Source organism: Pseudomonas sp. RIT409 (assembly GCF_003052515.2).
Lineage (GTDB): Bacteria > Pseudomonadota > Gammaproteobacteria > Pseudomonadales > Pseudomonadaceae > Aquipseudomonas.
Genome location: NZ_QARE02000020.1, coordinates 1 through 22,405, shown reverse-complemented (window position 1 = coordinate 22,405; position 22,405 = coordinate 1). Strand labels below are relative to the sequence as shown.

General features: G+C 61.1%; 23 protein-coding genes. 9 read left to right on the top strand and 14 right to left on the bottom strand.

Annotated elements, in window-relative coordinates; translation table 11 throughout:
* The first annotated feature begins 175 nt into the window (after nt 1-175).
* Both DBP26_RS21425 and DBP26_RS21420 read left to right on the top strand, forming a co-directional pair.
* Nucleotides 176-574, top strand: a complete 399-nt coding sequence (locus DBP26_RS21425) for a hypothetical protein (RefSeq protein ID WP_108239577.1) — start codon at nt 176-178, stop codon at nt 572-574.
* An 84-nt stretch (nt 575-658) separates the two neighbouring features.
* Nucleotides 659-1,420, top strand: a complete 762-nt coding sequence (locus DBP26_RS21420) for a YdcF family protein (RefSeq protein WP_108239578.1) — start codon at nt 659-661, stop codon at nt 1,418-1,420.
* A gap of 111 nt (nt 1,421-1,531) precedes the next feature.
* On the opposite strand, the gene lnt is transcribed toward DBP26_RS21420, so the two are convergent.
* From lnt to miaB, 5 genes are all read right to left on the bottom strand, one after another.
* Nucleotides 1,532-3,052, bottom strand: a complete 1,521-nt coding sequence (lnt, locus tag DBP26_RS21415; protein WP_108239579.1) for an apolipoprotein N-acyltransferase — start codon at nt 3,050-3,052, stop codon at nt 1,532-1,534.
* A 23-nt stretch (nt 3,053-3,075) separates the two neighbouring features.
* A complete protein-coding gene (locus DBP26_RS21410; RefSeq protein ID WP_108239580.1) occupies nt 3,076-3,918 on the bottom strand; it encodes an HlyC/CorC family transporter in 843 nt (280 codons plus the stop codon).
* A gap of 5 nt (nt 3,919-3,923) precedes the next feature.
* Nucleotides 3,924-4,424: an rRNA maturation RNase YbeY gene (gene ybeY, locus DBP26_RS21405; protein WP_108239581.1), complete on the bottom strand. Its 501-nt coding sequence runs from the start codon at nt 4,422-4,424 to the stop codon at nt 3,924-3,926.
* The gene (locus tag DBP26_RS21400) at nt 4,417-5,424 is read right to left on the bottom strand and encodes a PhoH family protein (RefSeq protein ID WP_108239582.1); all 1,008 of its coding nucleotides are present in this window, start codon (nt 5,422-5,424) and stop codon (nt 4,417-4,419) included. Before DBP26_RS21400 ends, ybeY begins: the two co-directional genes overlap by 8 nt.
* Nucleotides 5,425-5,661: 237 nt before the next feature.
* Nucleotides 5,662-6,990, bottom strand: coding sequence for a tRNA (N6-isopentenyl adenosine(37)-C2)-methylthiotransferase MiaB (gene miaB, locus DBP26_RS21395; RefSeq protein ID WP_108239583.1), 1,329 nt, complete (start codon nt 6,988-6,990; stop codon nt 5,662-5,664).
* Nucleotides 6,991-7,125: 135 nt separating this feature from the next.
* Here miaB and DBP26_RS21390 point away from each other — a divergent pair, with 135 nt between their 5' ends.
* Nucleotides 7,126-7,452: a DUF1820 family protein gene (locus DBP26_RS21390; protein ID WP_108239584.1), complete on the top strand. Its 327-nt coding sequence runs from the start codon at nt 7,126-7,128 to the stop codon at nt 7,450-7,452.
* Between the two features lie 9 nt (nt 7,453-7,461).
* On the opposite strand, the gene DBP26_RS21385 is transcribed toward DBP26_RS21390, so the two are convergent.
* From DBP26_RS21385 to DBP26_RS21370, 4 genes are all read right to left on the bottom strand, one after another.
* Nucleotides 7,462-8,025 (bottom strand): tetratricopeptide repeat protein, encoded by a 564-nt coding sequence (locus DBP26_RS21385; RefSeq protein ID WP_108239585.1) that lies wholly within the window; start codon nt 8,023-8,025, stop codon nt 7,462-7,464.
* A gap of 401 nt (nt 8,026-8,426) precedes the next feature.
* Nucleotides 8,427-9,710: a glutamate-1-semialdehyde 2,1-aminomutase gene (gene hemL, locus DBP26_RS21380; protein WP_108239586.1), complete on the bottom strand. Its 1,284-nt coding sequence runs from the start codon at nt 9,708-9,710 to the stop codon at nt 8,427-8,429.
* A gap of 49 nt (nt 9,711-9,759) precedes the next feature.
* Nucleotides 9,760-10,386, bottom strand: a complete 627-nt coding sequence (thiE, locus tag DBP26_RS21375; RefSeq protein ID WP_108239587.1) for a thiamine phosphate synthase — start codon at nt 10,384-10,386, stop codon at nt 9,760-9,762.
* Between the two features lie 24 nt (nt 10,387-10,410).
* A complete protein-coding gene (locus DBP26_RS21370) occupies nt 10,411-11,208 on the bottom strand; it encodes a hydroxymethylpyrimidine/phosphomethylpyrimidine kinase (protein WP_108239588.1) in 798 nt (265 codons plus the stop codon).
* A 334-nt stretch (nt 11,209-11,542) separates the two neighbouring features.
* Here DBP26_RS21370 and DBP26_RS21365 point away from each other — a divergent pair, with 334 nt between their 5' ends.
* From DBP26_RS21365 to DBP26_RS21350, 4 genes are all read left to right on the top strand, one after another.
* Nucleotides 11,543-13,501, top strand: a complete 1,959-nt coding sequence (locus DBP26_RS21365; RefSeq protein WP_108239589.1) for a hybrid sensor histidine kinase/response regulator — start codon at nt 11,543-11,545, stop codon at nt 13,499-13,501.
* Between the two features lie 149 nt (nt 13,502-13,650).
* Nucleotides 13,651-15,300 carry an acyl-CoA dehydrogenase family protein gene (locus DBP26_RS21360; protein ID WP_108239590.1) on the top strand — a complete coding sequence of 550 codons (1,650 nt, stop codon included), beginning with the start codon at nt 13,651-13,653 and terminating at the stop codon, nt 15,298-15,300.
* Between the two features lie 77 nt (nt 15,301-15,377).
* Nucleotides 15,378-16,874, top strand: a complete 1,497-nt coding sequence (gene amn, locus DBP26_RS21355) for an AMP nucleosidase (protein WP_177411108.1) — start codon at nt 15,378-15,380, stop codon at nt 16,872-16,874.
* Between the two features lie 65 nt (nt 16,875-16,939).
* A complete protein-coding gene (locus tag DBP26_RS21350) occupies nt 16,940-17,572 on the top strand; it encodes a pseudouridine synthase (RefSeq protein WP_108239591.1) in 633 nt (210 codons plus the stop codon).
* Between the two features lie 45 nt (nt 17,573-17,617).
* Here the strand turns inward: DBP26_RS21350 and DBP26_RS21345 are convergent, their stop codons facing one another.
* From DBP26_RS21345 to DBP26_RS21335, 3 genes are all read right to left on the bottom strand, one after another.
* Complete coding sequence (locus DBP26_RS21345) at nt 17,618-17,824, bottom strand: DUF2788 domain-containing protein (protein ID WP_108239603.1); 207 nt, start codon at nt 17,822-17,824, stop codon at nt 17,618-17,620.
* A gap of 48 nt (nt 17,825-17,872) precedes the next feature.
* The gene (locus DBP26_RS21340; protein ID WP_108239592.1) at nt 17,873-18,352 is read right to left on the bottom strand and encodes an Lrp/AsnC family transcriptional regulator; all 480 of its coding nucleotides are present in this window, start codon (nt 18,350-18,352) and stop codon (nt 17,873-17,875) included.
* A 412-nt stretch (nt 18,353-18,764) separates the two neighbouring features.
* Nucleotides 18,765-19,217 carry a hypothetical protein gene (locus tag DBP26_RS21335; protein WP_256601891.1) on the bottom strand — a complete coding sequence of 151 codons (453 nt, stop codon included), beginning with the start codon at nt 19,215-19,217 and terminating at the stop codon, nt 18,765-18,767.
* Between the two features lie 153 nt (nt 19,218-19,370).
* Here DBP26_RS21335 and DBP26_RS21330 point away from each other — a divergent pair, with 153 nt between their 5' ends.
* Entirely contained in the window at nt 19,371-19,949 is a 579-nt protein-coding gene (locus DBP26_RS21330; protein ID WP_108576140.1) for a DUF6515 family protein, read from the top strand.
* Nucleotides 19,950-20,005: 56 nt separating this feature from the next.
* Here the strand turns inward: DBP26_RS21330 and DBP26_RS21325 are convergent, their stop codons facing one another.
* Both DBP26_RS21325 and DBP26_RS21320 read right to left on the bottom strand, forming a co-directional pair.
* Nucleotides 20,006-20,911 carry a cation diffusion facilitator family transporter gene (locus DBP26_RS21325; RefSeq protein WP_108239594.1) on the bottom strand — a complete coding sequence of 302 codons (906 nt, stop codon included), beginning with the start codon at nt 20,909-20,911 and terminating at the stop codon, nt 20,006-20,008.
* A 30-nt stretch (nt 20,912-20,941) separates the two neighbouring features.
* Entirely contained in the window at nt 20,942-21,367 is a 426-nt protein-coding gene (locus DBP26_RS21320; protein ID WP_108239595.1) for a polyribonucleotide nucleotidyltransferase, read from the bottom strand.
* A gap of 144 nt (nt 21,368-21,511) precedes the next feature.
* Between DBP26_RS21320 and DBP26_RS21315 the strand changes: the two genes are divergently transcribed.
* The coding region (locus DBP26_RS21315) for a DEAD/DEAH box helicase (protein WP_146752956.1) at nt 21,512-22,405 on the top strand (894 nt) is incomplete at its 3' end.

The following is a 22,405-nucleotide window of genomic DNA, read 5'->3' as shown; positions in this document are numbered from 1 at the left end:
GCGGAAGTGGAATGACAGGAAGCCCCGTAGCATACATGAGGGCAGACTGCCGAGGGAAACCCTGATTACATGCCTCAAGCCCCCGCCCGCCGTTGGTCGCGGCACCGCGCCAGTTTTTGCAGTGCCGCTAAGCTCATTGACGAGGGTATGGGTTTATCTTCAGTGAGGTGAACGGATGGCAGAGCTGCGGCACCAAGCAAAGATTTCTGATCTGTATGACCGTTTGATCGATCGTCTGGGGCTGGCCCTGGACATGGCAAAAACAGCAGTCCGGCTTCGTGACGAGCACCCCCTCGAACTGGAGTTGCGTGGGTTAAGCCACGCCGAATTCCAACTCATCGAGGCTTACCTGGACCGAAGCGAAATACGCCAGGCCGTCTTGAAACAAGCCGTGGTCAAAGAGGAAACACTCGGCGTAAAGAAAGGCAGTTCCAGCGCTTCACGGGAGCCTTCGGAGCCGTCGTTCCGTGCACCGCGTCCGGCAGCCAATGTCATCTGGCTGAAGGATCAGCGTCGTGCCAAGGTGTCGGCGAAGTTGAGTCGCTACAGTTCCAGTAAACATTTCAAGCGGTAACCTCTGCGGGTCTCATTCCCGCCTGTTTAAGCATTGTTGCTTAGTGTCATTCCCATTAGGCTTCGGGCATCTCTGGAGATGCCCATGCCTTTTCGCTACTTCATCAAGAATCTTCTTTTGCCCCCAGGCGCCTTTTTACTGCTCCTGTTGTTCGCCTGGTGGTTGAGAAATGCCCGGCCCCGGCTTGCGCGGATGCTGTTTGCCATTGGGCTGATCGGGATGACGGCGATGAGTTTGCCGATTGTCGTGCAATGGTCGGCGAGGGCCATCGAGACCGTTCCGCCTTTGTCACAGGACGATTGGGCCACCCTGGCGCAGCGCGCCGATGCCATTGTGGTGCTGGGATCTGGGCGTGAGCGCAACGATCCGAGCTGGGGCGCCGATATTCCCACGGGCGTCGCGCTGGAGCGGATGCGCTATGCGGCGCGGTTGTCGAAAGCCTCGGGCCTGCCGATTCTCACCACCGGTGGCTTGCATTACGGGGCGCCTCCGAGCGAAGCGTCGATCATGGCCGAGTCACTGCGCGATGACTTTGGCGTGAGCGTGCGTTGGCAGGAGGGCGAGAGCCGCACGACCTGGGAAAATGCAACCATGAGCGCGGCGATCTTGCTGCCCCAGGGCATCAAGCGGGTGGTCGTGGTGACACAGGCCTGGCACATGCCACGGTCGGTCTGGAGTTTCGAGAAGGCAGGCTTTGACGTGGTGCCCGCGCCGGTCGGTTTTTTGAGCGTCGACAACGCACGCCCATTCGGTGGCTGGACGCCTGAGGCCAAGGCGGTCTGGCAGAGCGGGCAGTTGTTGAATGAAGCGGCGGGACTGGTCGGGTATCGGTTGTTTTATCGCTAGGGTGGCATGCTCTCTATTGTAGGAGCGCGCTTGCCCGCGATGGCGGTTTATCAGTGAGTTCACCTCTAACTGACAGAACGCTATCGCGGGCAAGCGCGCTCCTACAATGACCTAGACCGTCTTGGCAATCCGGCTCGCCAGCAGTGCCCAGCCAATCAACAGCACCGACAGAATGATCAGCGGCCACGAACGCCAATGCAGGTAAGGCGTGAGGTTGTGCATCGGCGTCACCTCGCCGTACATCACCGCACGCTGGAACTGCGGGACGGTGCGGGTGATTTTGCCGAATGGGTCGATCAGCGCGCTGACGCCATTGTTGGTGGCGCGGATCATCCAGCGTCCGGCCTCCAGAGCCCGCATCTGCGCCATCTGCAGGTGTTGCAACGGACCGATCGAGGTGCCGAACCAGGTGTCATTGCTCACTGTCAGCAGCAAGTCGCTCTGGGCGGACAGGCCGGCCGCAAACTCCGGGTAGACCACTTCGTAGCAGATGAACGGAGCGATTTCGTAACCTTTGGCCTGCAACAGGGCCTGATCGGCGGGGCCGCGGGCGAAGTCAGACATTGGCAGGTCAAAGAAGGTGATCAACCCGCGTAGCAGGTCCTGCAGCGGCACGTATTCGCCAAACGGGACGAGCTTCTGTTTCAAATAAGTGCCGTCACCCTCTCCGGTCACCGTGATCGCGTTGTAATAACGGAATTCGCCGCGGCCGGTTTTCTGCCGCAATGGCACACCCGTGATCAATGCCGCGTCTCGGTCGGCCGCAAATTTGCCCATGACCGACAGGTAGCCCTCCACCGACTCCTTGAGTACCGGCACCGCGGTTTCCGGCCAGACGATCAGGTCGGCCTTCTGCGACGCGAAGGTCATGTCGCGGTACAGCGCCAGTTGCGCGTTAAGCGCAGCCGGGTCCCATTTCATGCTTTGTTCGACATTGCCCTGCATGGCCGCGACTGACAGCGGCGCGCCGGACGGCTCGGTCCACGCGTGGTTTTTCAGGCTCAGGCCAATGACCCAAGGCGCGAGTAGCAGAACGACGCCTGCGGCGAGAAAGCTTTTGCGGGCGCGCAGCCGTGGAAGGTTGCAGAGCAGGGCGGCGGTCAAGGCGAGACTGAACGAGATCAGCCACATGCCACCCAATGGCGCGAGGCCTTTCAAGGGACCATCGAGCTGGCTGTAACCGGAATAAAGCCAAGGGAAGCCGGTCAGGAACCAGCCACGGAACATTTCCTGGCCAAACCAGAATGCTGCGAAAGCGAGCGCGTCGGCCAAAGGCGCTTCGTTGCGACGAATCCAGCGGGCCCACAGGAAGGCGGGCAGGGCGAAGAAGAACGCCACCGATGCGCAGAACAGCACCATCAGGAATCCGGCCAGCCATACTGGCGCTTCACCGTAGGTGTGGATGCTGACGTAGATCCAGCTGGTGCCGCCGCCGAACAGCCCGAAACCGTAGCACCATCCGCGCCACAAGGCCTGCCGAGGCTTGAGATCGCGCAGCCCCAGGTAGAACACCACCAGCGCGACGATCGCCAGTGGCCAGATATCGAACGGCGCCAGGGCCAGAGTGGTCAGTGCGCCAGCCGCCATGGCCAGCAGATTACCGGGCCAGCCGGGGCGGGTGATCCAGCGCATTTACGATCCTTATGAAGGTAAGACTACGAGCGGGAGATCGGGCTCAGGCGCAACAGGTGAATACGACGGCTGTCCGCGTTCAGGATGCGGAAACGGTACGCGCCGATTTCGGTGATTTCATTACGCTTGGGCAAGTGCCCGAACGCATTCATCACCAGGCCGCCGACGGTGTCGAACTCGTCATCCGAGAACTCGCTGTCGAAAAACTCGTTGAAGCTTTCGATGGGGGTCAGCGCCTTGACCAGGAAGTCACCGCTGGGCAGCGGCTTGATGTAGCTGTCTTCCTCGACATCGTGTTCGTCTTCGATGTCGCCGACGATCTGCTCGAGCACGTCCTCGATGGTCACCAGCCCGGCCACGCCGCCGTATTCGTCGATGACGATGGCCATGTGGTTATGGTTGGCGCGGAACTCGCGCAGCAAAACGTTCAGCCGCTTGGACTCCGGCACGAAGGTCGCCGGGCGCAGCAAGTTCTTCACATCGTCCGCGCCGCCGTTTTCCCTGAGGATCAGTGGCAGCAAATCTTTGGCCAGCAGCACGCCCAGCACATCGTCGTGGCTTTCGCCGATGACCGGATAGCGCGAGTGCGCCGAATCGATCACCGCGGGCAGGAATTCGCGTGGGCTCTGGCTCGCCTTGATGCTGATCATCTGCGAGCGCGGCACCATGATGTCGCGCACTTGCAGGTCGGCGACCTGGATGGCGCCCTCGACGATGGCCAGCGCTTCGCTGTCCAGCAGCTTGTTCTGATGGGCTTCGCGCAGCAGCTCCAGCAGCTCCTGACGGTTTTTCGGCTCATGGGCAAATGCCTGGGTCAGTTTGCCCAACCATGACTTTTGCCCGTTGCTCGATCGATCTTCGCTCATAGCCCTTACTCGTGGTCCTTGCCAGGTGTTTCTGAAGTGGGTGTGTCGCCGAGCTCATCGTCGGCGTAGGGATCGGGATAGCCAAGCTCTGCAAGCAACTCTCGTTCCAGCGCTTCCATTTCCTCGGCTTCTTCGTCCTCGATATGGTCATAGCCCAACAGGTGCAAGCAGCCGTGGATCACCAGGTGCGCCCAATGGGCGTCCAGCGCCTTGCCCTGCTCGACGGCTTCGCGCGCGACGACCGGTACGCAAATGACCAGATCGCCCAGCAGCGGGATGTCGAGCAGTTCGTCAGGGACTTCGGCAGGAAACGACAGTACATTGGTGGCGTAGTCTTTGTGACGCCAGGTGTGGTTCAGTTCCCGGCCTTCGGCTTCGTCCACCAGGCGGATGGTCATTTCCGAATCCGCCGCGCGCTGACGCAAGCCCATTTCACACCACAGGCGGAACTGGGCTTCGCTGGGAGCGCTGGCGTGAGTCGCGATCTGCAAATCCAGCTCAAGCATCGCGTCGGGATTCCCGGGTGGGCTGCGGATCGTTGTGGCTCGCCTCGAAGCGCTCGTAGGCTTCGACGATGCGTTGCACCAGCGGGTGGCGCACGACGTCTTTGGGCTTGAAGTGAGTGAAACTGATGCCCGGCACGTCCTTGAGCACTTCTATGACGTGGGTCAGGCCTGACTTGGTGCCGCGTGGCAGGTCGATCTGCGTGATGTCACCGGTGATCACTGCGGTGGAGCCAAAGCCAATACGGGTCAGGAACATCTTCATCTGCTCGACAGTGGTGTTCTGACTTTCGTCGAGAATGATGAAGCTGTTGTTAAGGGTGCGCCCGCGCATGTAAGCCAGCGGCGCGACTTCGATCACCTGTTTTTCGATCAGTTTGGCAACGTATTCGAAGCCCAGCATCTCGTACAGCGCGTCGTAGAGCGGCCGCAAATACGGGTCGATCTTCTGCGCCAGGTCGCCCGGCAGGAAGCCCAGCTTTTCACCCGCTTCGACGGCCGGACGGACCAGCAGGATGCGGCGAATCTGCTCGCGCTCCAGTGCATCGACCGCAGCCGCCACCGCCAGGTAGGTTTTACCCGTACCTGCCGGGCCGATGCCGAAGTTGATGTCGTTGCCGAGAATTTCCTTCACGTAGCGCTGCTGATTCAAACCACGCGGGCGAATCATGCCCTTCTTGGTGCGCAGCGCAACGCCCGCGTCGGCGGCAGGGTGGTTGTCCAGCGCTTCGACGCCGGACTCCTGCAGGAACAAGTGGACCATGTCCGGAGACAGTTCGGTGCTCTTGGTCTCCCGGTACAGGCGTCGCAGCAGGTTTTCGGCAGAAGTGGTCTGTTTGCGCTCGCCAATCATTTCGAACTGGCCTCCGCGATTGCGGATTTCGATGTCCAGCCGCTGTTCGATCAGGCGCAAGTGCTCGTCGAATTGGCCGCACAGATTGGCGAAGCGATGGGCCTCGATAGGTTCGAGACTGAAACGATGAGGTTCGATAGGTGCGTTCAAAGTGGTTATCAGCCGCCCGACGGCAATGAATGTGGAATGAAGGATAACCCCTGTGGGCAGTGTCCGAAAGGGCCCACTTACTAATGGTCGGATTGGATATTGCGATAAAACCCGTAGGAGCGCGCTTGCCCGCGATAGCTTTCTGTCAGCCAGCAGTGTTTTGTCTGAAACACCATGGTCGCGGGCAAGCGCGCTCCTACAGGATTTTGCGCCATCGCTGGCTTGCGGCGTCTGTCCCTATTGCAACAGCGAACCGCGCAGCGAGTGCGGTTGTGCGCTGTCGATGTACACGTCAACGAACTGCCCGATCATCTTCGGGTTGTCACAACGGAAGTTGACGATGCGGTTGTTCTCGGTGCGCCCCTGGAGTTCTCCCGGGTCTTTTTTCGAATAATCGGTGACCAGGATGCGTTGCACCGTGCCCGCCATGCGGCGGCTGATTTCGAAGCCTTGGCGATCGATCAGCAGTTGCAGCTGTTTCAAACGCTCCTTCTTCACCTCTTCCGGGGTGTCGTCGTGCAGGTCGGCTGCCGGGGTCCCCGGGCGCTGGCTGTAGACGAAGGAGTAGGAGAAATCCATACCGACCTCTTCCACCAGCTTCAGGGTCTGCTGATGGTCTTTCTCGGTCTCGCCGGGAAAGCCGACGATGAAGTCGGAACTGATGCAGATATCTGGCACAGCGGCGCGGAGTTTGCGCAAGCGGGATTTGTATTCCAGCACGGTGTGGTTGCGCTTCATGGCCGCCAGAATGCGGTCGGAACCCGATTGCACTGGCAGGTGCAGGTGTTTGACCAATTCCGGCACTTCGGCATGGGCCTGAATCAGGCTGTCTGAAAACTCCAGCGGGTGCGAGGTGGTGTAGCGAATCCGGTCGATGCCGTCGATGGCGGCGACCACGCGAATCAGCTCGGCCAGATCGGCCACGCGCCCGTCGTGGGTGGTGCCGCGATAGCCATTCACGTTCTGGCCCAAAAGGGTCACTTCACGCACGCCGTTTTCCGCGAGATGGAAGACCTCGGTGATCACGTCGTCGAACGGGCGGCTGACTTCCTCGCCGCGGGTGTAGGGCACCACGCAGAACGTGCAGTATTTACTGCAGCCTTCCATCACCGAGACGTACGCGCTCGGGCCATCGACGCGGGGCTCGGGCAGATGGTCGAACTTCTCGATTTCAGGAAACGAGATATCCACTTGCGGGAGCCGGGTGACCCGCGCTGCGTCGATCATCTCGGGCAGGCGATGAAGGGTCTGGGGGCCGAAGACCACGTCGACATAGGGCGCACGGTCGCGAATGGCCTCGCCCTCCTGGCTGGCCACGCAGCCGCCCACGGCGATCACCATTTCCGGATTGGCCAGTTTCAGCTCACGCCAGCGGCCTAGCTGGGAGTACACGCGATCCTGGGCGCGTTCGCGGATCGAGCAGGTATTGAGCAGGATCACGTCGGCATCTTCCGCGCGAGCGGTGACTTCCAGCGCTTGATGTTCGCCCAGCAGATCGACCATGCGCGAGCTGTCGTACTCGTTCATCTGGCAACCGTGGGTTTCGATGTAAAGCTTCTTGGCCATGCGGGTTCGGATTTATCAGGTGATTCGAAGAACCGCGCATTATAGTGACCCGAGCCCTGGGTTCCTAGCGTCGCCTAACGAGCGGCGTGCTATAGTTCGCGCCCTTTTCAAAACACCGATCATTGCCTGCCTGTCATGACCAAACGCGAAGCTCCAATCTACAAGGTAATTTTTCTCAACCAGGGCCAGGTGTACGAGATGTACGCCAAGCAGATCTATCAAAGCGATCTGTGGGGCTTCCTGGAAGTCGAGGAATTTGTCTTCGGCGAGCGGACCACGGTGGTCGTCGATCCGAGCGAGGAGAAGCTCAAGGCGCAGTTCGATGGCGTAGTGCGCAGTTTCGTGCCAATGCACTCGATCGTGCGTATCGATGAGGTGGAGCGCATGGGCACCGCGAAAATCAGTGAAGCGCGCCCGACCGGCAACGTCATGCCGTTTCCGATGCCGATGCCGGAAAAGTAAGCGGCTCGATCAGGGCTTGCTGGTGTCAGGGAAGGGTGCGAAAGGCGTGCGCCCTTCAGCGGTTTGCAGTTCCAGCAGGTATTTACGGAAGATTTGCCCCAGCACCTGGGTGGCGACGTCCAGGTCTTCCTTCTTCATTTGCCCGGACACTTCGTCGGCTTCGTCCAGCGCGTCTTCGGAGCCATTGACCGCGGCCATCTTCAGCACGATGTAAGCCTGAATGTTATTGGCCTGTACCCCTTCGCCACGGAAAAACATCAGACCCAATTGATATTGCGCCTGTGCATGGCCCTGCAAAGAGGCCTGTTCGAAGTAGTTGAGTGCCTGAGTGAGATCACGCGGCGCATTCTTGCCGTCGTAATAGAACTGTCCCAACTCGTATTGCGCTTGTGCATCCCCACTCTGCGCCGCCTGCTGGCAAGCCGCTAACGCTGCGGGCAGGTTGTCTGGCTGGGTGTTCAGGGTGCAGCGACCCACCGCTGGGATTAACAACGAGTTGCCACCTGCATTCGCCAGCAGGGGATGAAGAAGCAACAGGCAGCCCAATGCAAGGGTGCGGCCGGTGCGATTCATGGAAGTCGACTTACCTCTGAAAAAGGTGCGGGTAATGCCCGTCCAGCTGAACGTGCTGGCTGCGCATTATGAAATAAGCGGGGCCTACCTTACAAAGTCTTTGCACAAATTCTGCCGCACGGCCTTGATTGGCCTGACTTCAGGCGCTCAATCCGACGTGCGGATATAACGATTCAACAAAATAACGCAGAAACAACCCAAATCAACTGCAAATACCTTACTGGACTCTGTAGGAGCGTGGCTGTCTGTGGGCCGTACTCGGGCGATCTGCCGGGGACCGGTTGCAAAGCCTGAACACCCGGCTTACTGACTCCCCGGGTTGATCGGTTTTACGACGGCTTCGCAGCCGATCATCCGAATGCGGCCCAGAGGCAAGCCACGCTCCTACAATGGCAGCGAGGTTATTTCAGCTGCGCAAATGCTTTCTCAGCGGCTTCCAGCGTCAGTTGCAGCTCTGCATCGCCATGGGCGATGGAGGTGAACCCTGCCTCGAACGCACTTGGCGCCAGATACACCCCACCCTCGAGCATCAAGTGGAAGAAGCGTTTGAAGCGCTCGGCGTCGCTGCTCATCACGTCCTGGAAGGTGACGATTGCTTTCGCGTCGGTGAAATACAGGCCGAACATGCCGCCTGCCTGGGTGGTGGTGAACGGAATGCCGGCAGCGTCGGCACGCTGCTGCAGGCCGTCGAGCAGGCGCGTGGTGTAGGCCGTCAGTTCATCGTGAAAATTCGGACGGCTGATCAGGCGCAGCGTCGTCAGGCCCGCGGCCATCGCCAATGGGTTACCCGAGAGGGTGCCCGCCTGGTAAACGGGGCCCAGTGGAGCGATATGCGACATGATTTCGCGTTTGCCGCCGAAGCAACCCACGGGCATGCCGCCGCCGATGATCTTGCCGAACGTGCTCAGGTCCGGGGTGACGCCATAGTGGGCCTGCGCGCCACCGAGGGCCACACGAAACCCGGTCATGACTTCATCGAAGATCAGCACCACGCCATGCTTGTCGCAGGCGTCGCGCAGGCCTTGCAGAAAGCCGGGGGCTGGTGGCACGCAGTTCATGTTTCCGGCGACGGGTTCGACGATGATGCAGGCCACTTCCTGGCCCACATCCGCGAGCATTGCGTTGACCGCGTCAATGTCGTTGAACGGCAGGGTCAGCGTGTGTTTGGCGAATGCCGCCGGGACGCCTGGCGAGCTGGGAACGCCCAGCGTCAGCGCCCCGGAACCGGCCTTGACCAGCAGGCTGTCGGAGTGCCCGTGATAACAACCCTCGAATTTGATGATGCTGTCGCGGCCCGTGTAGCCACGCGCCAGACGAATCGCGCTCATCGTGGCTTCGGTGCCGGAACTGACCATGCGCACCATCTCCATGGAGGGGACGATGGAGCACACAAGGTCCGCCATTTCGGTTTCCATGGCGGTCGGCGCGCCGTAGGACAGGCCATGTTCCAGTTGCTTACGCACGGCTTCCAGCACGTCGGGGTGGCTGTGGCCGAGAATCATCGGCCCCCATGAGCCAACGTAATCGACGTAGCGCTTGTCGTCTTCATCGGTGACGTAGGCGCCGGCTGCATGTTTGAAGAACAGTGGCGTACCGCCGACGCTCTTGAAGGCGCGAACCGGCGAGTTGACGCCGCCGGGGATGTGCTTCTGGGCGTTGGCGAACAGGGTTTCAGAACGGGACATGATGAGGTCTCTGTTTGAATCGAAAGAGGTGAACCGGCCCGATGTGGAATCAGGCCGATTTGAACAAGTCGTTGAAGGCGCGAGCGCGACGGGTGACTTCCTGAGTGGTTTCAGCGCCGAACAAACCTTGCACCACCGCCAGCAAGTCAGCCCCCTGCGCCACCAGCGGCGCGGCGTTTTCCAAGGTGATCCCGCCAATGACGGCGATCGGCAGCGAGATTCGCTTGCGCGCCTGCGCCAGCATGTCGAGGCTGCACGCCGGGGCGCCCGGCTTGGTGGTGGAATTGAAGAAGCGGCCGAAGGCCACGTAGGTCGCCCCGTCTGCCTTGGCTTTTTCGGCCAGTTCGATCTGCGCATGGCAGGTCGCGCCGACGATAGCTTTATGGCCAAGCAAAGCACGGGCATCGGGCAGCGAGCCGTCGGTCTGGCCAAGGTGCACGCCGACGCCCAGACGTGCGGCGACTTCAGCGTCGTCGTTGATGATCAGGCGGGTCTTGTAGCGCTCACACAATTTGAGCAGTTCCGAGGCTTCGCGCAGTCGACGGGTTTCGTCGCCGGACTTGTCGCGGTATTGCAGCAGCGTCACGCCACCGTCGAGGGCGGCTTCGACATAAGCGAGGAATTTTCCGGCCAACAGTTGGCTGTCGGTCACGGCGTACAAGCCACGCAGTTTCATCAGGGGTGCCTCTTGTTCGTGGCGTTACGAGCAGAAATCCAGTGGCAGGCGACGCGGCACGAACTGGCCTTTGCCCAGTTGTTCAGCGTCGCGCAAGGTGCGCCAAGTGTAGTCCAGGGCTGTTTCCACAGCGCCCAGCACGTCCTGACCCAGTGCCAGTCGACCGGCGAGGGCGCTGGCCAGGGTGCAGCCGGAACCGTGGTAGCTGCCAGGTAAACGCTGACAGGTAAAGGTGCGCGACGGGCCATTGCGGGTGTAGAGACGGTTGTGGACTTCATGCTCATCGCCGTGGCCTCCGGTGATCAGCAAATGTCCACAGAAGGGCAGCAGCTTGTCGGCGCACTCGTCGGCAGTGCCTTCTGGCAGCTCGGCGAGAATACGCGCTTCGGGCAGGTTCGGCGTGGCGATGGTGGCTAATGGTAACAGGCGTTCGCGCATGGCATAGCCCACTTCGTCCTTGCCCAAACGGCCGCCGCCACCGGCCCGCAGCACCGGGTCGCAGACCAGCGGCAGATGCGGGTTGGCTTGCAGCAATTCGACGACGGTGTCGACCATTTCCAGCGAGCCGAGCATGCCCAGCTTGACGGCAGCCACTGTCGAGTCGTTGAGCACGGCATGGGCTTGGGCCAGCACCCATTCGCGATCCAGCACCCGAAAATCGGTGACGTTCACGGTGTCTTGCACCGTCAGGGCAGTGACCGCAGGGGCGGCGTGGCAACCTTGGGCGAGCAGGGCTTCGATATCTGCCTGCAAACCGGCGCCGCCACTGGGGTCGTGGCCGGAGAGACAGAGGACAACGGGGCGGGAGCTATAGATAGTCATGGTGCGCGAGCTTACCACTAAAGCTTTTGTCGGGCCGATGGTGGGTATCACAATTTTCCGGATCTCAAGCCGAACCCCTCTAGACCGGGTCTTTGAGAAGAAAGATGAACGGTGGTCATGAAAGGTTAAGGAAAGGCAGATGTGTGACGATTTAAATAGTGTCATCCAGCTATCAAACGCTATGCTTTCGCTTAGCTGTGTTCTTCCTGCCATCAGAGAAAAAGCAAGTGCGTTGCCCGCTATCCCAGTTGGCCGGGGCATCCCGGAACAAAATGTCGCCTTCAATGGTTCGGGAAATCTGCGACGCCGCCCACGCTGAAACGGGCGGTTTCCCATGCGTTTTCTTCTGATCGGGTTGCTGATGCTGGTGCCGATGCTGGTCAGCGCCGTGGATTTCAATGAAGACACACGCAATTTGCCGCTAGGCCCGGCGACCCTGGTTTATGAAGACCCCACCGGCGCAGCCACCATCGAAGAGGTCGCCTCTCCCCAAGGGCGGGCGAAGTTTCAGGCGTTGAACGCCAGCGCGCTGAATGCCGGGTATTCCCGTTCGGCGTATTGGTTGAAAGTGGATTTGACCTACAGACCACTCAATCCCGTGGCGGCCACGGACTGGTTGCTGGAATTGGCCTATCCGCCCATGGACCATGTCGACCTTTATCTCGCCAGCGAGGGCGCAATACCCAGCCTGACGTGGCAGACCGGGGACACGCTGCCGTTTTCCAGCCGTCAGATCAGGCAAAACAACTACCTGTTCGACCTCGACCTCAAGCCCCATGACACCAAGACCGCCTATATTCGAGTGGCCAGCCATGGCTCATTGCAGGCACCGCTGAACCTCTGGGCCAGCCACGCCTACATCGAAGAGCAGCCCTCACGGTTCTACATTCTCGGCATGATCTACGGCGTGCTGGCCGTGATGCTGGTGTACAACCTGTTCATTTACCTGAGCGTGCGGGATACCAGCTACCTCTATTACATCCTCTATATCGTCTGCTTCGGCCTGTATCAGGTCTCGGTCAACGGCGCGGGCATCGAGTACTTCTGGCCAGACAACCCTTGGTGGGCGAACACCTCGACGACCTTCCTGATGGCGGCAGCGCTCCTCTTTGCCAGTCAGTTCGCGCGCAAGTTCCTGCAGACCCCACGGTTGGGACCTTGGCTGGACGTTCCTTTGGTACTCACCATGGTCTGCGCCGCAATCATCATGGTGCTTGCGTTGTGCATGGATTACGGCATCGCTTTGCGCCTGGTCACCGCGCTGGTGCTGGTGTTCACCCCGGTGATCCTGTTGATTGGCGTGGTTGCCTGGCTTCGAGGCCGCCGCGTGGCGCGCTATTTCATCGTTGCCTGGTCAGCGTTTCTGCTGGGGGGCGTCGTCAACGCCACGATGCTGCTGGGGCATCTGCCGAACAACTTCTGGACCATGTACGCCAGCCAGATCGGCTCGGTGGTGGAGGTTGCACTGCTGTCGCTGGCATTGGCCGATCGCATCAACACCTTGCGCGAACGCCAGGCGCAAATCATGGCCCAGTCCAGCCAGGACCTCGAAAAGCTCAACCAGCAACTCGCAGTCAGCAACCGCTTGAAAGATGAGTTCCTCGCCACCTTGACCCATGAACTGCGAACGCCCATGAACGGTGTGATCGGCTCCCTGGAGCTGATGCAAATGGAGAGTGACCAGGACGAAATCGAACTCTATCGCCAGACCGCCGCGGACTCCGCGCAAAACATGATGGGCATCGTCAACGGCATTCTCACCCTCACTGAGCTGCAGGCTCGGCGCATCGCCGTGCAAAACGCGACGTTTAGCCTGCGTCATCTGCTGTTTCAGGTGCGCAGCACGTTCGAGCCCTTGGCGCGAGACAAGTCGCTCGCGTTGAACATCGAGATCGACGAAACGCTGCCTGACAGTCTGCACGGCGATGCCCTTCGCTTGCGCCAATGCCTGGATTGCCTGCTGGACAATGCAATCAAGTTCACCAAGGCCGGGTCGATTCGTGTCCGCGTGAGCGGCCACGTCATCAATGACCGGGATGTGCGGCTGGTGCTGGATGTCATCGACACCGGTATCGGCTTTGCCCGGTTGGATGAAGAGACGCTCTATGCCAACTTCTACCAAGTCGACGGCTCCATGACTCGGGAATACGGCGGGCTCGGCATCGGGCTGGCGATCTGTCGGCAATTGATCGAGCTCCAGGGCGGGCGTCTGAGTCATCAATCCGAGCCGGGCAATGGCAGCCAGTTTCGCCTCAGCCTGGACGTGCAGCGCGCGGCGTTGCCGGTGACTTGAGCGAAGAAGGACCGCACGGCACGGGCGAGCGCCGCGCATGACCCCGCGCCGGAGGGCGAAAGCGCCGAGATTTAGTCGTCTATGGCACTTCTTTCGCGTTTGGGTGCGTGTTTCACTGAGGGCATCTGCCGAACGAACCGGAGCCCGCCATGAACCTGCATCAGTTCGCTGAGACCCATGAAGTCACTAACCAGCCGCCGTCGCTGGAGGGGGTCAATCTCTATCGCATTGACCTGCCGCTTCAAGAGTGGTCGCGACGCTTCGGGGCCGGTTGGGCCGAGGCCCGGATCGATGCCTATGGCGCGCTGGCCGGTGGCCCGCTGATGGAAGCGGGTTTTCTGGCGAACCAGAACAAACCGGTGTTCGCCAGCCATGATCGCTATGGGCATCGCATCGATCTGGTGGAGTTTCACCCGGCCTATCATCAGTTGATGCAAACCGCTGTCGAGCATGGCATTCCTTCGCTGCCATGGACCGATCCGCAGGGCGGAGCGCATGTCGCCCGCGCAGCCATGAGCTATCTCCATTCGCAGGCCGAAGCGGGCAGTGGGTGCCCGCTGACCATGACGTTCGCCAGCGTCCCCGCGCTCCGTTTGCAGCCCGATCTGGCCGAGACCTGGCTGCCAAAAATCCTCGCCACTCACTACGATCCGCGCAACGTCGGCGTCGCCCACAAGGCCGGGGTCACCATTGGCATGGCCATGACCGAAAAACAGGGCGGCACCGATGTGCGGGCGAACACCACGCGGGCCTACCCGGTCGGCCAGCCTGGCCCAGGCCAGGCCTATGAGCTGGTAGGGCACAAGTGGTTCTGTTCGGCGCCGATGTGCGACGCCTTTCTCACCCTCGCGCAGACCGACAAAGGCCTGACCTGCTTTCTGCTGCCACGCCATCGTCCAGACGACACGCGCAACGAGTTCTACATACAGCGCCTGAAGAACAAGCTGGGCAACTGGTCGAATGCGTCCAGCGAAGTGGAGTTCCGCGGCGCCTTGGCCTGGATGGTCGGTGAGGAGGGGCGGGGCGTGCCCACCATCATCGAAATGGTCGCCATGACCCGTTTCGATTGCATGACCGGCTCCAGCGCCCTGATGCGTCAGGCCCTCACCCAGGCCGCGCATCATTGCGCGCATCGTCGTGTCAGCGGCCGGTTGCTGAACGAGCAGCCTTTGATGCAGAACGTGTTGGCGGATTTGGCCCTGGAAAGCGAGGCGGCGCTGGCGTTGAGCATGCGCATGGGACGCTCGCTGGAGCGGCTCGAGGATGCCCATGAGGCACGTTTTGCCCGGTTGGTCACGGCGGTGGGCAAATATTGGATCTGCAAACGTGCCCCTGCGATGATCAACGAAGCCGCTGAATGCATGGGCGGCGCAGGCTATGTCGAAGACACGATCCTCCCACGCCTGTACCGGGAAGCTCCGGTCAATTCGACGTGGGAAGGTTCGGGCAACGTGCAATGCCTGGATGTGCTGCGGGCGCTGTCCAAAGAGCCGGGCGTGCTCGATGCGCTGTTCGACGAATTGGGCGACGGTCATGGCGATCGACGGCTGGCTTCCCACATCGAAAGGTTGAAGGCGGCGTTCAGCGACACCGCTGACATCCAGTACCGCGCACGGCAGTTGACCGAAGACATCGCCGTGGCGCTTCAGGCCAAATTGTTGCTGGAGGCGGGCAACTCCGCCGTCAGCGACGGTTTCATCGCCGGGCGTATCGATCAGCCGGGCCGGGTGTACGGCGCGCTGCCGCGTGGGGTGGATGTCGAAGCGTTGGTCGCCCGGTCTTCGCCACAGGTGGCGTGAATCCTCGGCCGCGCTCCTGCAGGGGCATGCGGTACGGCTTCCATCATTTCGTGCCTTCGTTCGTCGTTGCAGGCAAGATGGAGCCTTGCAAGATCAGAAGGATGCACATCGTGACTGAAGCTTTTGTCGTCGTAAAAACTGCCGAGCAAGCCGTGGACCGGCTTGCCGAACTGCACGGTCGTGCGACCAGCGCGTTGAGCCAGGCGCTCAAGCGTTACCTCAAGGACCGCATCGAGCCCGACGCCGCCGAGCGTCTGCTGTTCCGCTACCCCGAAGTGCGCCTGACCTACCATTGCCAGGGCGAAGTGCCGCTGACCACTCGCGCCTACGCCAAGGTTCAACTGCCCGGGACCTACAGCGTCACCGTGACCCACCCGGCGGCGTTTCGCAAATACCTGATCGAACAGCTGACGCCCTTGATGAATGACTTCACCGTCACTGTCGAGGTCGGTGTCAGCGAGCAAAACATTCCGTACCCCTACGTCGTCGAGCAGGGCGATGAACTGGCGGGCACGGGCGTGACGGCGGCGACGCTGGCGCGGGTGTTCCCGAGCACCGATTTGTCGGCGGCCACCGATGGCATCGCCGACGGCCTCTACGACTGGGCCAATACCGATCCGCTGCCGCTGGCGTTGTTCGATGCCGCTCGCGTGGACTTCTCTCTGCGCCGTCTGGTGCACTACACCGGCAGCGACTGGCGCCACGTGCAGCCGTGGATCCTGCTCACCAACTATCACCGCTATGTCGACCAGTTCATCGTCCACGGCCTTGAAAAACTTCGCGACGACCCGCGCTTCGTGAAGATGGTGTTGCCCGGAAACGTGGTGGTGGACAAGAGCATGGATCACGGCGAGGCGCAGGCTATCGTCTCCAGTGTGGTCTGGCACCGCTATCAGATGCCGGCCTATCACTTGATCGCCGAAGACGGTCATGGCGTGACGCTGGTCAACATTGGCGTCGGCCCGTCCAACGCGAAGAACATCACCGATCACCTCGCCGTGCTGCGTCCGCATTGCTGGCTGATGATCGGGCACTGCGGCGGGCTTCGTCAGTCGCAGACCATCGGTGATTACGTCCTGGCTCACGCTTACATGCGCCGTGACGGCATTCTGGATCGCGTGCTACCGCCGAACATTCCGATCCCCGCGTTGGCCGAGGTGCAATTGGCGTTGCAGGAGTCGGCGGCGCAAGTCACCGGCGAGCGCGGCGACGACCTGAAAAAGCGCCTGCGCACCGGCACCGTGTTGACTTATGACGACCGTAACTGGGAACTGCGCTGGGCTCAGGAGCGACCGTTGATCAACCTGTCCCGTGCCGTCGCGGTGGACATGGAAAGCGGCACCATCGCAGCCCAGGGTTATCGCTTGCGGGTGCCGTACGGGACGCTGCTTTGCGTGTCGGACAAACCGCTGCACAGCGAAATCAAATTGCCGGGCTCGGCCAACGCCTTCTACGAGCGTGCGGTGACCCAGCACCTGAAGATCGGCATCGCGGCGCTGGACCTCATGCGGACCCAGCTCAACTCGCTGCACTCGCGCAAATTGCGCAGCTTCGATGAGCCGCCATTCCGTTGATTCGCTAGGCGTTTGAAGAAAGGGCCACTAAAGTGGCTCTTTCTGTTTTCTCGCTTCGAGTTGATATGCCCCGCAACCCTCGCCCCCCTGCCCGTCGCCCTGCGCCCAAACCGTCGGGCTCGCCTCGTCGTGTTGCCAAGGCGCCGCCTGCCGAACCGCGGCTGATTCTGTTCAATAAACCCTTCGACGTGCTGACCCAGTTCAGTGATGGTCACGGGCGCGCAACCCTCAAGGACTTCATCGACATCCCAGGCGTTTATCCCGCCGGGCGACTGGACCGCGACAGCGAGGGCCTGTTACTGCTGACCAATGATGGGCAGTTGCAAGCGCGTATTGCCGATCCCCGGCACAAACTAGCGAAAACCTATTGGGTGCAGGTCGAAGGCGAGCCGTCTGAAAGGCAGTTGCAAATGCTGCGTGATGGCGTCGAGCTGAACGATGGCCCGACCTTGCCAGCGCAGGCCCTGCTGCTCGACGAACCCGAACTGTGGCCGCGCAACCCGCCGGTGCGTTTTCGCAAAAGCGTACCCACCCATTGGCTGGAACTGATCATCAAGGAAGGTCGCAATCGTCAGGTGCGCCGGATGACCGCAGCCGTCGGCCTGCCAACCTTGCGGTTGGTGAGGGTGAGAATTGGCGACTGGAGCATCGACGGGCTGGATCAGGGGCAATGGCGAGAAGTCCCCGCCAAGCTTTGACGAGCCTAGGAGAGCACGGCTTTACGGGAGGTTGCCAGTGAGCCGTTACGGGTGTTGCTCAAGGTAGGCGATCACCGCGCTCTTGATCACGAACGCCAGCACGCCCAGGCCCAGCACACCGAACAGCATGATCGTGCCGAAGCGCCCTGCGCTGGATTTCTTCGCCAGGTCCCAGACGATGAACGCCATGAAGCCGATCAACACGGTTACCAGAATGGTCATCATCCATTCTTCGAACAGTTCGGGCTCCATGGTCGTCTCCAATCGGTAAGGCAGCAGGTCAAAAAAACGCAACTGGGTTCAGTTGCGCAAATGCACCAAGGGCAATTCGGTGCTGGCCAGCACCTGATTGAGCACGAAGCTCGAGCGCACGCTGGTCACGCCATCGATACGGGTGAGGTGGCCGAGCAGGAATTTCTGATAGTGCTCCATGTCCGGCACGACCACTTTCAATTGGTAGTCGGCGTCGACTCCGGTCACCAGGCTGCATTCCAGCACTTGCGGCAGGTTGCGGATCTGCTGTTCAAAGTTTTCGAAACGGTCCGGCGTGTGCCGGTCCATGCCGATCAGCACATAGGCGGTCAGGCTCAACCCCAGCAGTTTGCGATCGAGCAGGGCTACCTGCCGGACGATGTAGCCGTCGTCCTCCAACTGTTTGACGCGGCGCGAGCAGGGTGACGGGGACAGCCCGATGCGCTCGGCCAGCTCCTGATTGGAGATGCGGGCATCGCGCTGCAATTCGGCCAGTATACTCAGGTCATATCTGTCGAGTTTGCTCACGACTGACTCCTTTATTCGATCAATTGCGCCGAATTATTCATCCGAAGGGAAAAATTGCGCAAGTGGTGTTTTCCTCAGCAACATTCGCAATCCTCTGTCGCTCCTGTAGGCCTATTCTTTTCAACAGAATCACTGCCCGGACATAGCGTCCAGCGCGGCCCGCCCAATCAGGCCAGCCGCGGCCTCCAATCCGACAGGGTTGACCAGGCCACCGGGCTACGCACTGTCCAGAAGACGATGCGAGGTGAGCCGGCGTCAAAAGCGTCGAGCCAGGGCGAAGTATCCAAAAGAGGGCTGACGAGCCCTCTTTTTTTATGCCCGCGATTCGGGAGCCTCCTCGGCCCTCCCTGCGCGGGCATCGCAGTTTCACGGCATGCTTCTCGCTGATAGAGTGCGGCGAACGGCGCACCCATTACGCAGTCCTATCATCAGGTATCCGCGCCGCAGTGAGGAAAGCATGAGCATGCGCATCTGGCGTTTGGCAGGTGTCAGTCTTTTGGCCTTGAGCATCAGCGCTCAGGTGTTGGCCGACGATAACAATCAGCAACAACAGCAGCGCAACGAGCAACGTCAGCAACAGCAGCGTGGCTTCGAGATGCAGCGCCAGCAGCAACAGAATCAGCAGCGCAGTTTCAACGAAGACCGCCAGCGCGATCAGCAGCAACGCCAGCAACAGCAACAGCAATTCCAGCAGCAGCGCCAGCAGGAGCAGTTGAATCAGCAGCGCCAGATCCAGCAGCAACAGCAGCAGCGCTTCGATCAGCAGCGCCAGCAACAAGACCGCGAGCGCAATCAACAGCGTCAGGAGCAGTTGCAGCAACAACGCCAAGAGCAGCTTCAACAGCAACAGCGCCAACAGCAGCAACAGTTGCAACAGCGCCAGTTGCAAGACCGCCAGAACAGCCTGCCCATTCAGAGTCGCCCCGACACCGCCATTCAGACGCAACCGCCGCGCCAGGGTTTTTATCGGGATCAGCCCCGTGATAACCCTTGGCGAGGGGGGGACAATCGCCCGCCCGTGGTCGGCCACCCCGGGGGGCATGGCGATGGCTGGGGCTCGGGACCGCGCTACCGTCCAGGCTACGAGATCGATCGCATCCCCGGCGGTTACTCTCGCGTGCCTTATCGCGGCAATGATTATTTTTACTCGGGTGGCTACTGGTACCGCCCCCAAGGTCCGCGTTACGTCGTCGTCGAGCCACCACGGGGCGTGCGAGTGCGGTATCTGCCCGATTATGCCCAACAGGTCTGGCTGGGCAGCGCGCTGTTCTTCCTGGCGGCGGGCACTTACTACTCCTATGAGCAAAGCACCCAGGAATACGTCGTGGCCGAACCGCCGCAGGGCGTTGAGCCGGTGTACAGCCCTGAGCAGCCGGTCCAACAGGGCAGCCCGTATGAAGTGCTCGCCTATCCCGCCAACGGTCAGGGCGAGCAGCAGATCGCTCAGGATCGCTACGACTGCTATCAGTACGCGATACAGCAGAGCAACTTCGATCCGTCCACCGCGACCTACCAGCCGGCGCCGGAAGTTGTCGGACTATTCCGCCAAGCCATGGCGGGGTGCTACGCGGGTCGGGGGTACAGCGTTCAGCAGTGAGTCAGGGCATAGCCGTTGCGGGGCCTCGTCTCTGCCCGCAACGGCTGCCCCATCCCTCAATTCAGGACCGGACTGCCGGCTTGATTCACCACTTCCTGCGGGTCGGCGTGGACCAGCACTTCGGCCTTCGGGTATTCGCTGATGATCGCTTGCTCGACCTGAACGCACAGGTCATGCGCGACCGACAGGGTCAAGGTGCCGGGCAATTCCAGGTGCAACTGCACGAACCAGTGGTTACCCGAAATGCGTGTGCGCAAGTCATGGGCGCCGAGCACGCCGGGGACACCTTGCGCCAGTTCGAGCATCTTCGCGCTGACACCTGGCTCCAGTTCCGCGTCCATCAGCACTGACACCGTCTCGCGAGCGATGGAAACCGCGCTCCACAAAATGTAGAAGGCGATGGCCAGACCGAACCAGGCATCCAGTTGGCCGTATCCGAAGTAGGCCAGGCCCAGCGCCACCATGATGCTGACGTTGAGCAGCAGGTCGGAACGGTAGTGCAGCGAGTCGGCGCGGATCGCGGCTGAGCCGGTCTCCTTGACCACTTTGCGTTGCAGAGCCAGAAGCGCGACCGTCAGCACGATCGACAGCAGCATGACCAACATGCCCAAGCCAGGGGCGTTCAGCGGCTCGGGGTGCTGAATGCGCTCGATTGCTTGAAAGGCGATCAGGCACGCACTGACGGCGATGAACAACGATTGCGCCATCCCGGACAGGGCCTCGGCCTTGCCGTGACCGTAACGATGGTCGTCATCGGCCGGACGCAACGCGTAATGCACCGCCAGCAAGTTGAGGAAGGAGGCGGCGCCATCGAGCAGCGAGTCGGTAAGGCCCGCCAGCAGGCTGACCGAGCCGCTCAGCCACCAGGCAACGGCTTTGGCGATCACCAGAATACTGGCCACCGCCAGCGAGGCTCGCGTTGCCAGACGCAATAACCGGGCGTGTTCAGGACTGCTGTTCATGGCGCTTCCTCAGCGAGTCGACGTAAATCATCAGGCGGAGGGCACCAGACCCAGTGACGCCAGTTGCTCCACGCTGCCTTTGTGCTGAATCAGGCGTGGGTCATCCAATGGCAGGCTGCGGCCCAGTTCGGCCTGCAGGATGGCCTGCAACTTGGCATTGTCTACCGTGCCATCCGCACGCACGGCGGGTTGCAGCTTCTGCGGGTCGACTTGCGCCTGTTTGCCTTGGGGCAGGTAGATGGCGCCGGTGGCGAAATCGACGCCAAATGCGATCACGCCGGGGATGATGTAGAACAGCAAACCGATGGCGTCGAGCACCACGATTGCGGGGTCCATCCGGCCGCTGCCTTGAATCTGGCCGCGGCGTTCGGGGTAGAAAATGCTGCCGCAAGCGGTCAGTTGAGCCAGCAGGCTGACAACCAGAGCACCGCCGATCAAACGGGAAGGAATACGCATGAAGATCTCCTCAGAGGAAGTCGCAACTATACAAGGCAAATGCCTAACCAATAAGACTATCCCGTGAGCGCGACGGTTCGGTGTCGCGAGAAGCAAAGACGCGAGCCAGACCCGTATAATCGGCGACCCGTGTTTGGAGCCACCATGATTTTCCTACCCATCGATGCCGCCCTGCCTGCGCTGCGCCAGGCCTTGGTCCACCGTCACGAAGCGGTACTCGAAGCGCCGCCCGGTGCGGGCAAGACCACACGCGTTCCCCTCGCGCTCTTGCGGGAGCCGTGGCTGGCGGGGCAGACCATCCTGATGCTCGAACCCCGTCGTCTGGCCGCCCGGGCCGCTGCTGAGCGGCTGGCGTCGGAGCTGGGGGAAAAAGTCGGTGAAACGGTGGGCTACCGGCTTCGACTGGAGAGCAAGGTCGGCCCGTCCACCCGTATCGAAGTGGTGACCGAAGGCATCCTGACCCGACGTTTGCAGGAAGACCCGTCCCTGGAAGGCGTCGGGCTGTTGATCTTCGACGAATTTCACGAGCGCAGTCTCGACGCCGATCTTGCTTTGGCGCTGACCCTCAACGGCCGTGCGTTGTTCCGGGACGAGCAACCGCTGAAAATCCTCCTGATGTCGGCGACCCTCGAAGGCGAGCGGCTGTCGAGCCTACTCGACGATGCGCCGGTGATCAGCAGCGAAGGGCGGATGTTTCCGGTGGCGCTGCGGTGGGGCCGACCGTTTCAGCCGGGCGAGTTCATCGAGCCGCGTGTCGTGCAAACCGTGCTTGATGCGTTGGGCAATGAATCGGGCAGTTTATTGGTGTTTCTGCCTGGGCAGGCGGAGATTCGTCGCGTCCATCAACAGTTAGCCGATGCCTTGGGCGAGCGCAGTGATGCGATGCTCTGTCCGCTGCATGGCGAGTTGGACCTGAGTGCACAGCGCGCGGCCATCGACCCGGCGCCAGCGGGCAAGCGCAAGGTGGTGCTGGCGACGAACATCGCCGAGACCAGCCTGACCATCGACGGCGTCCGCGTGGTAATCGATGCCGGGTTG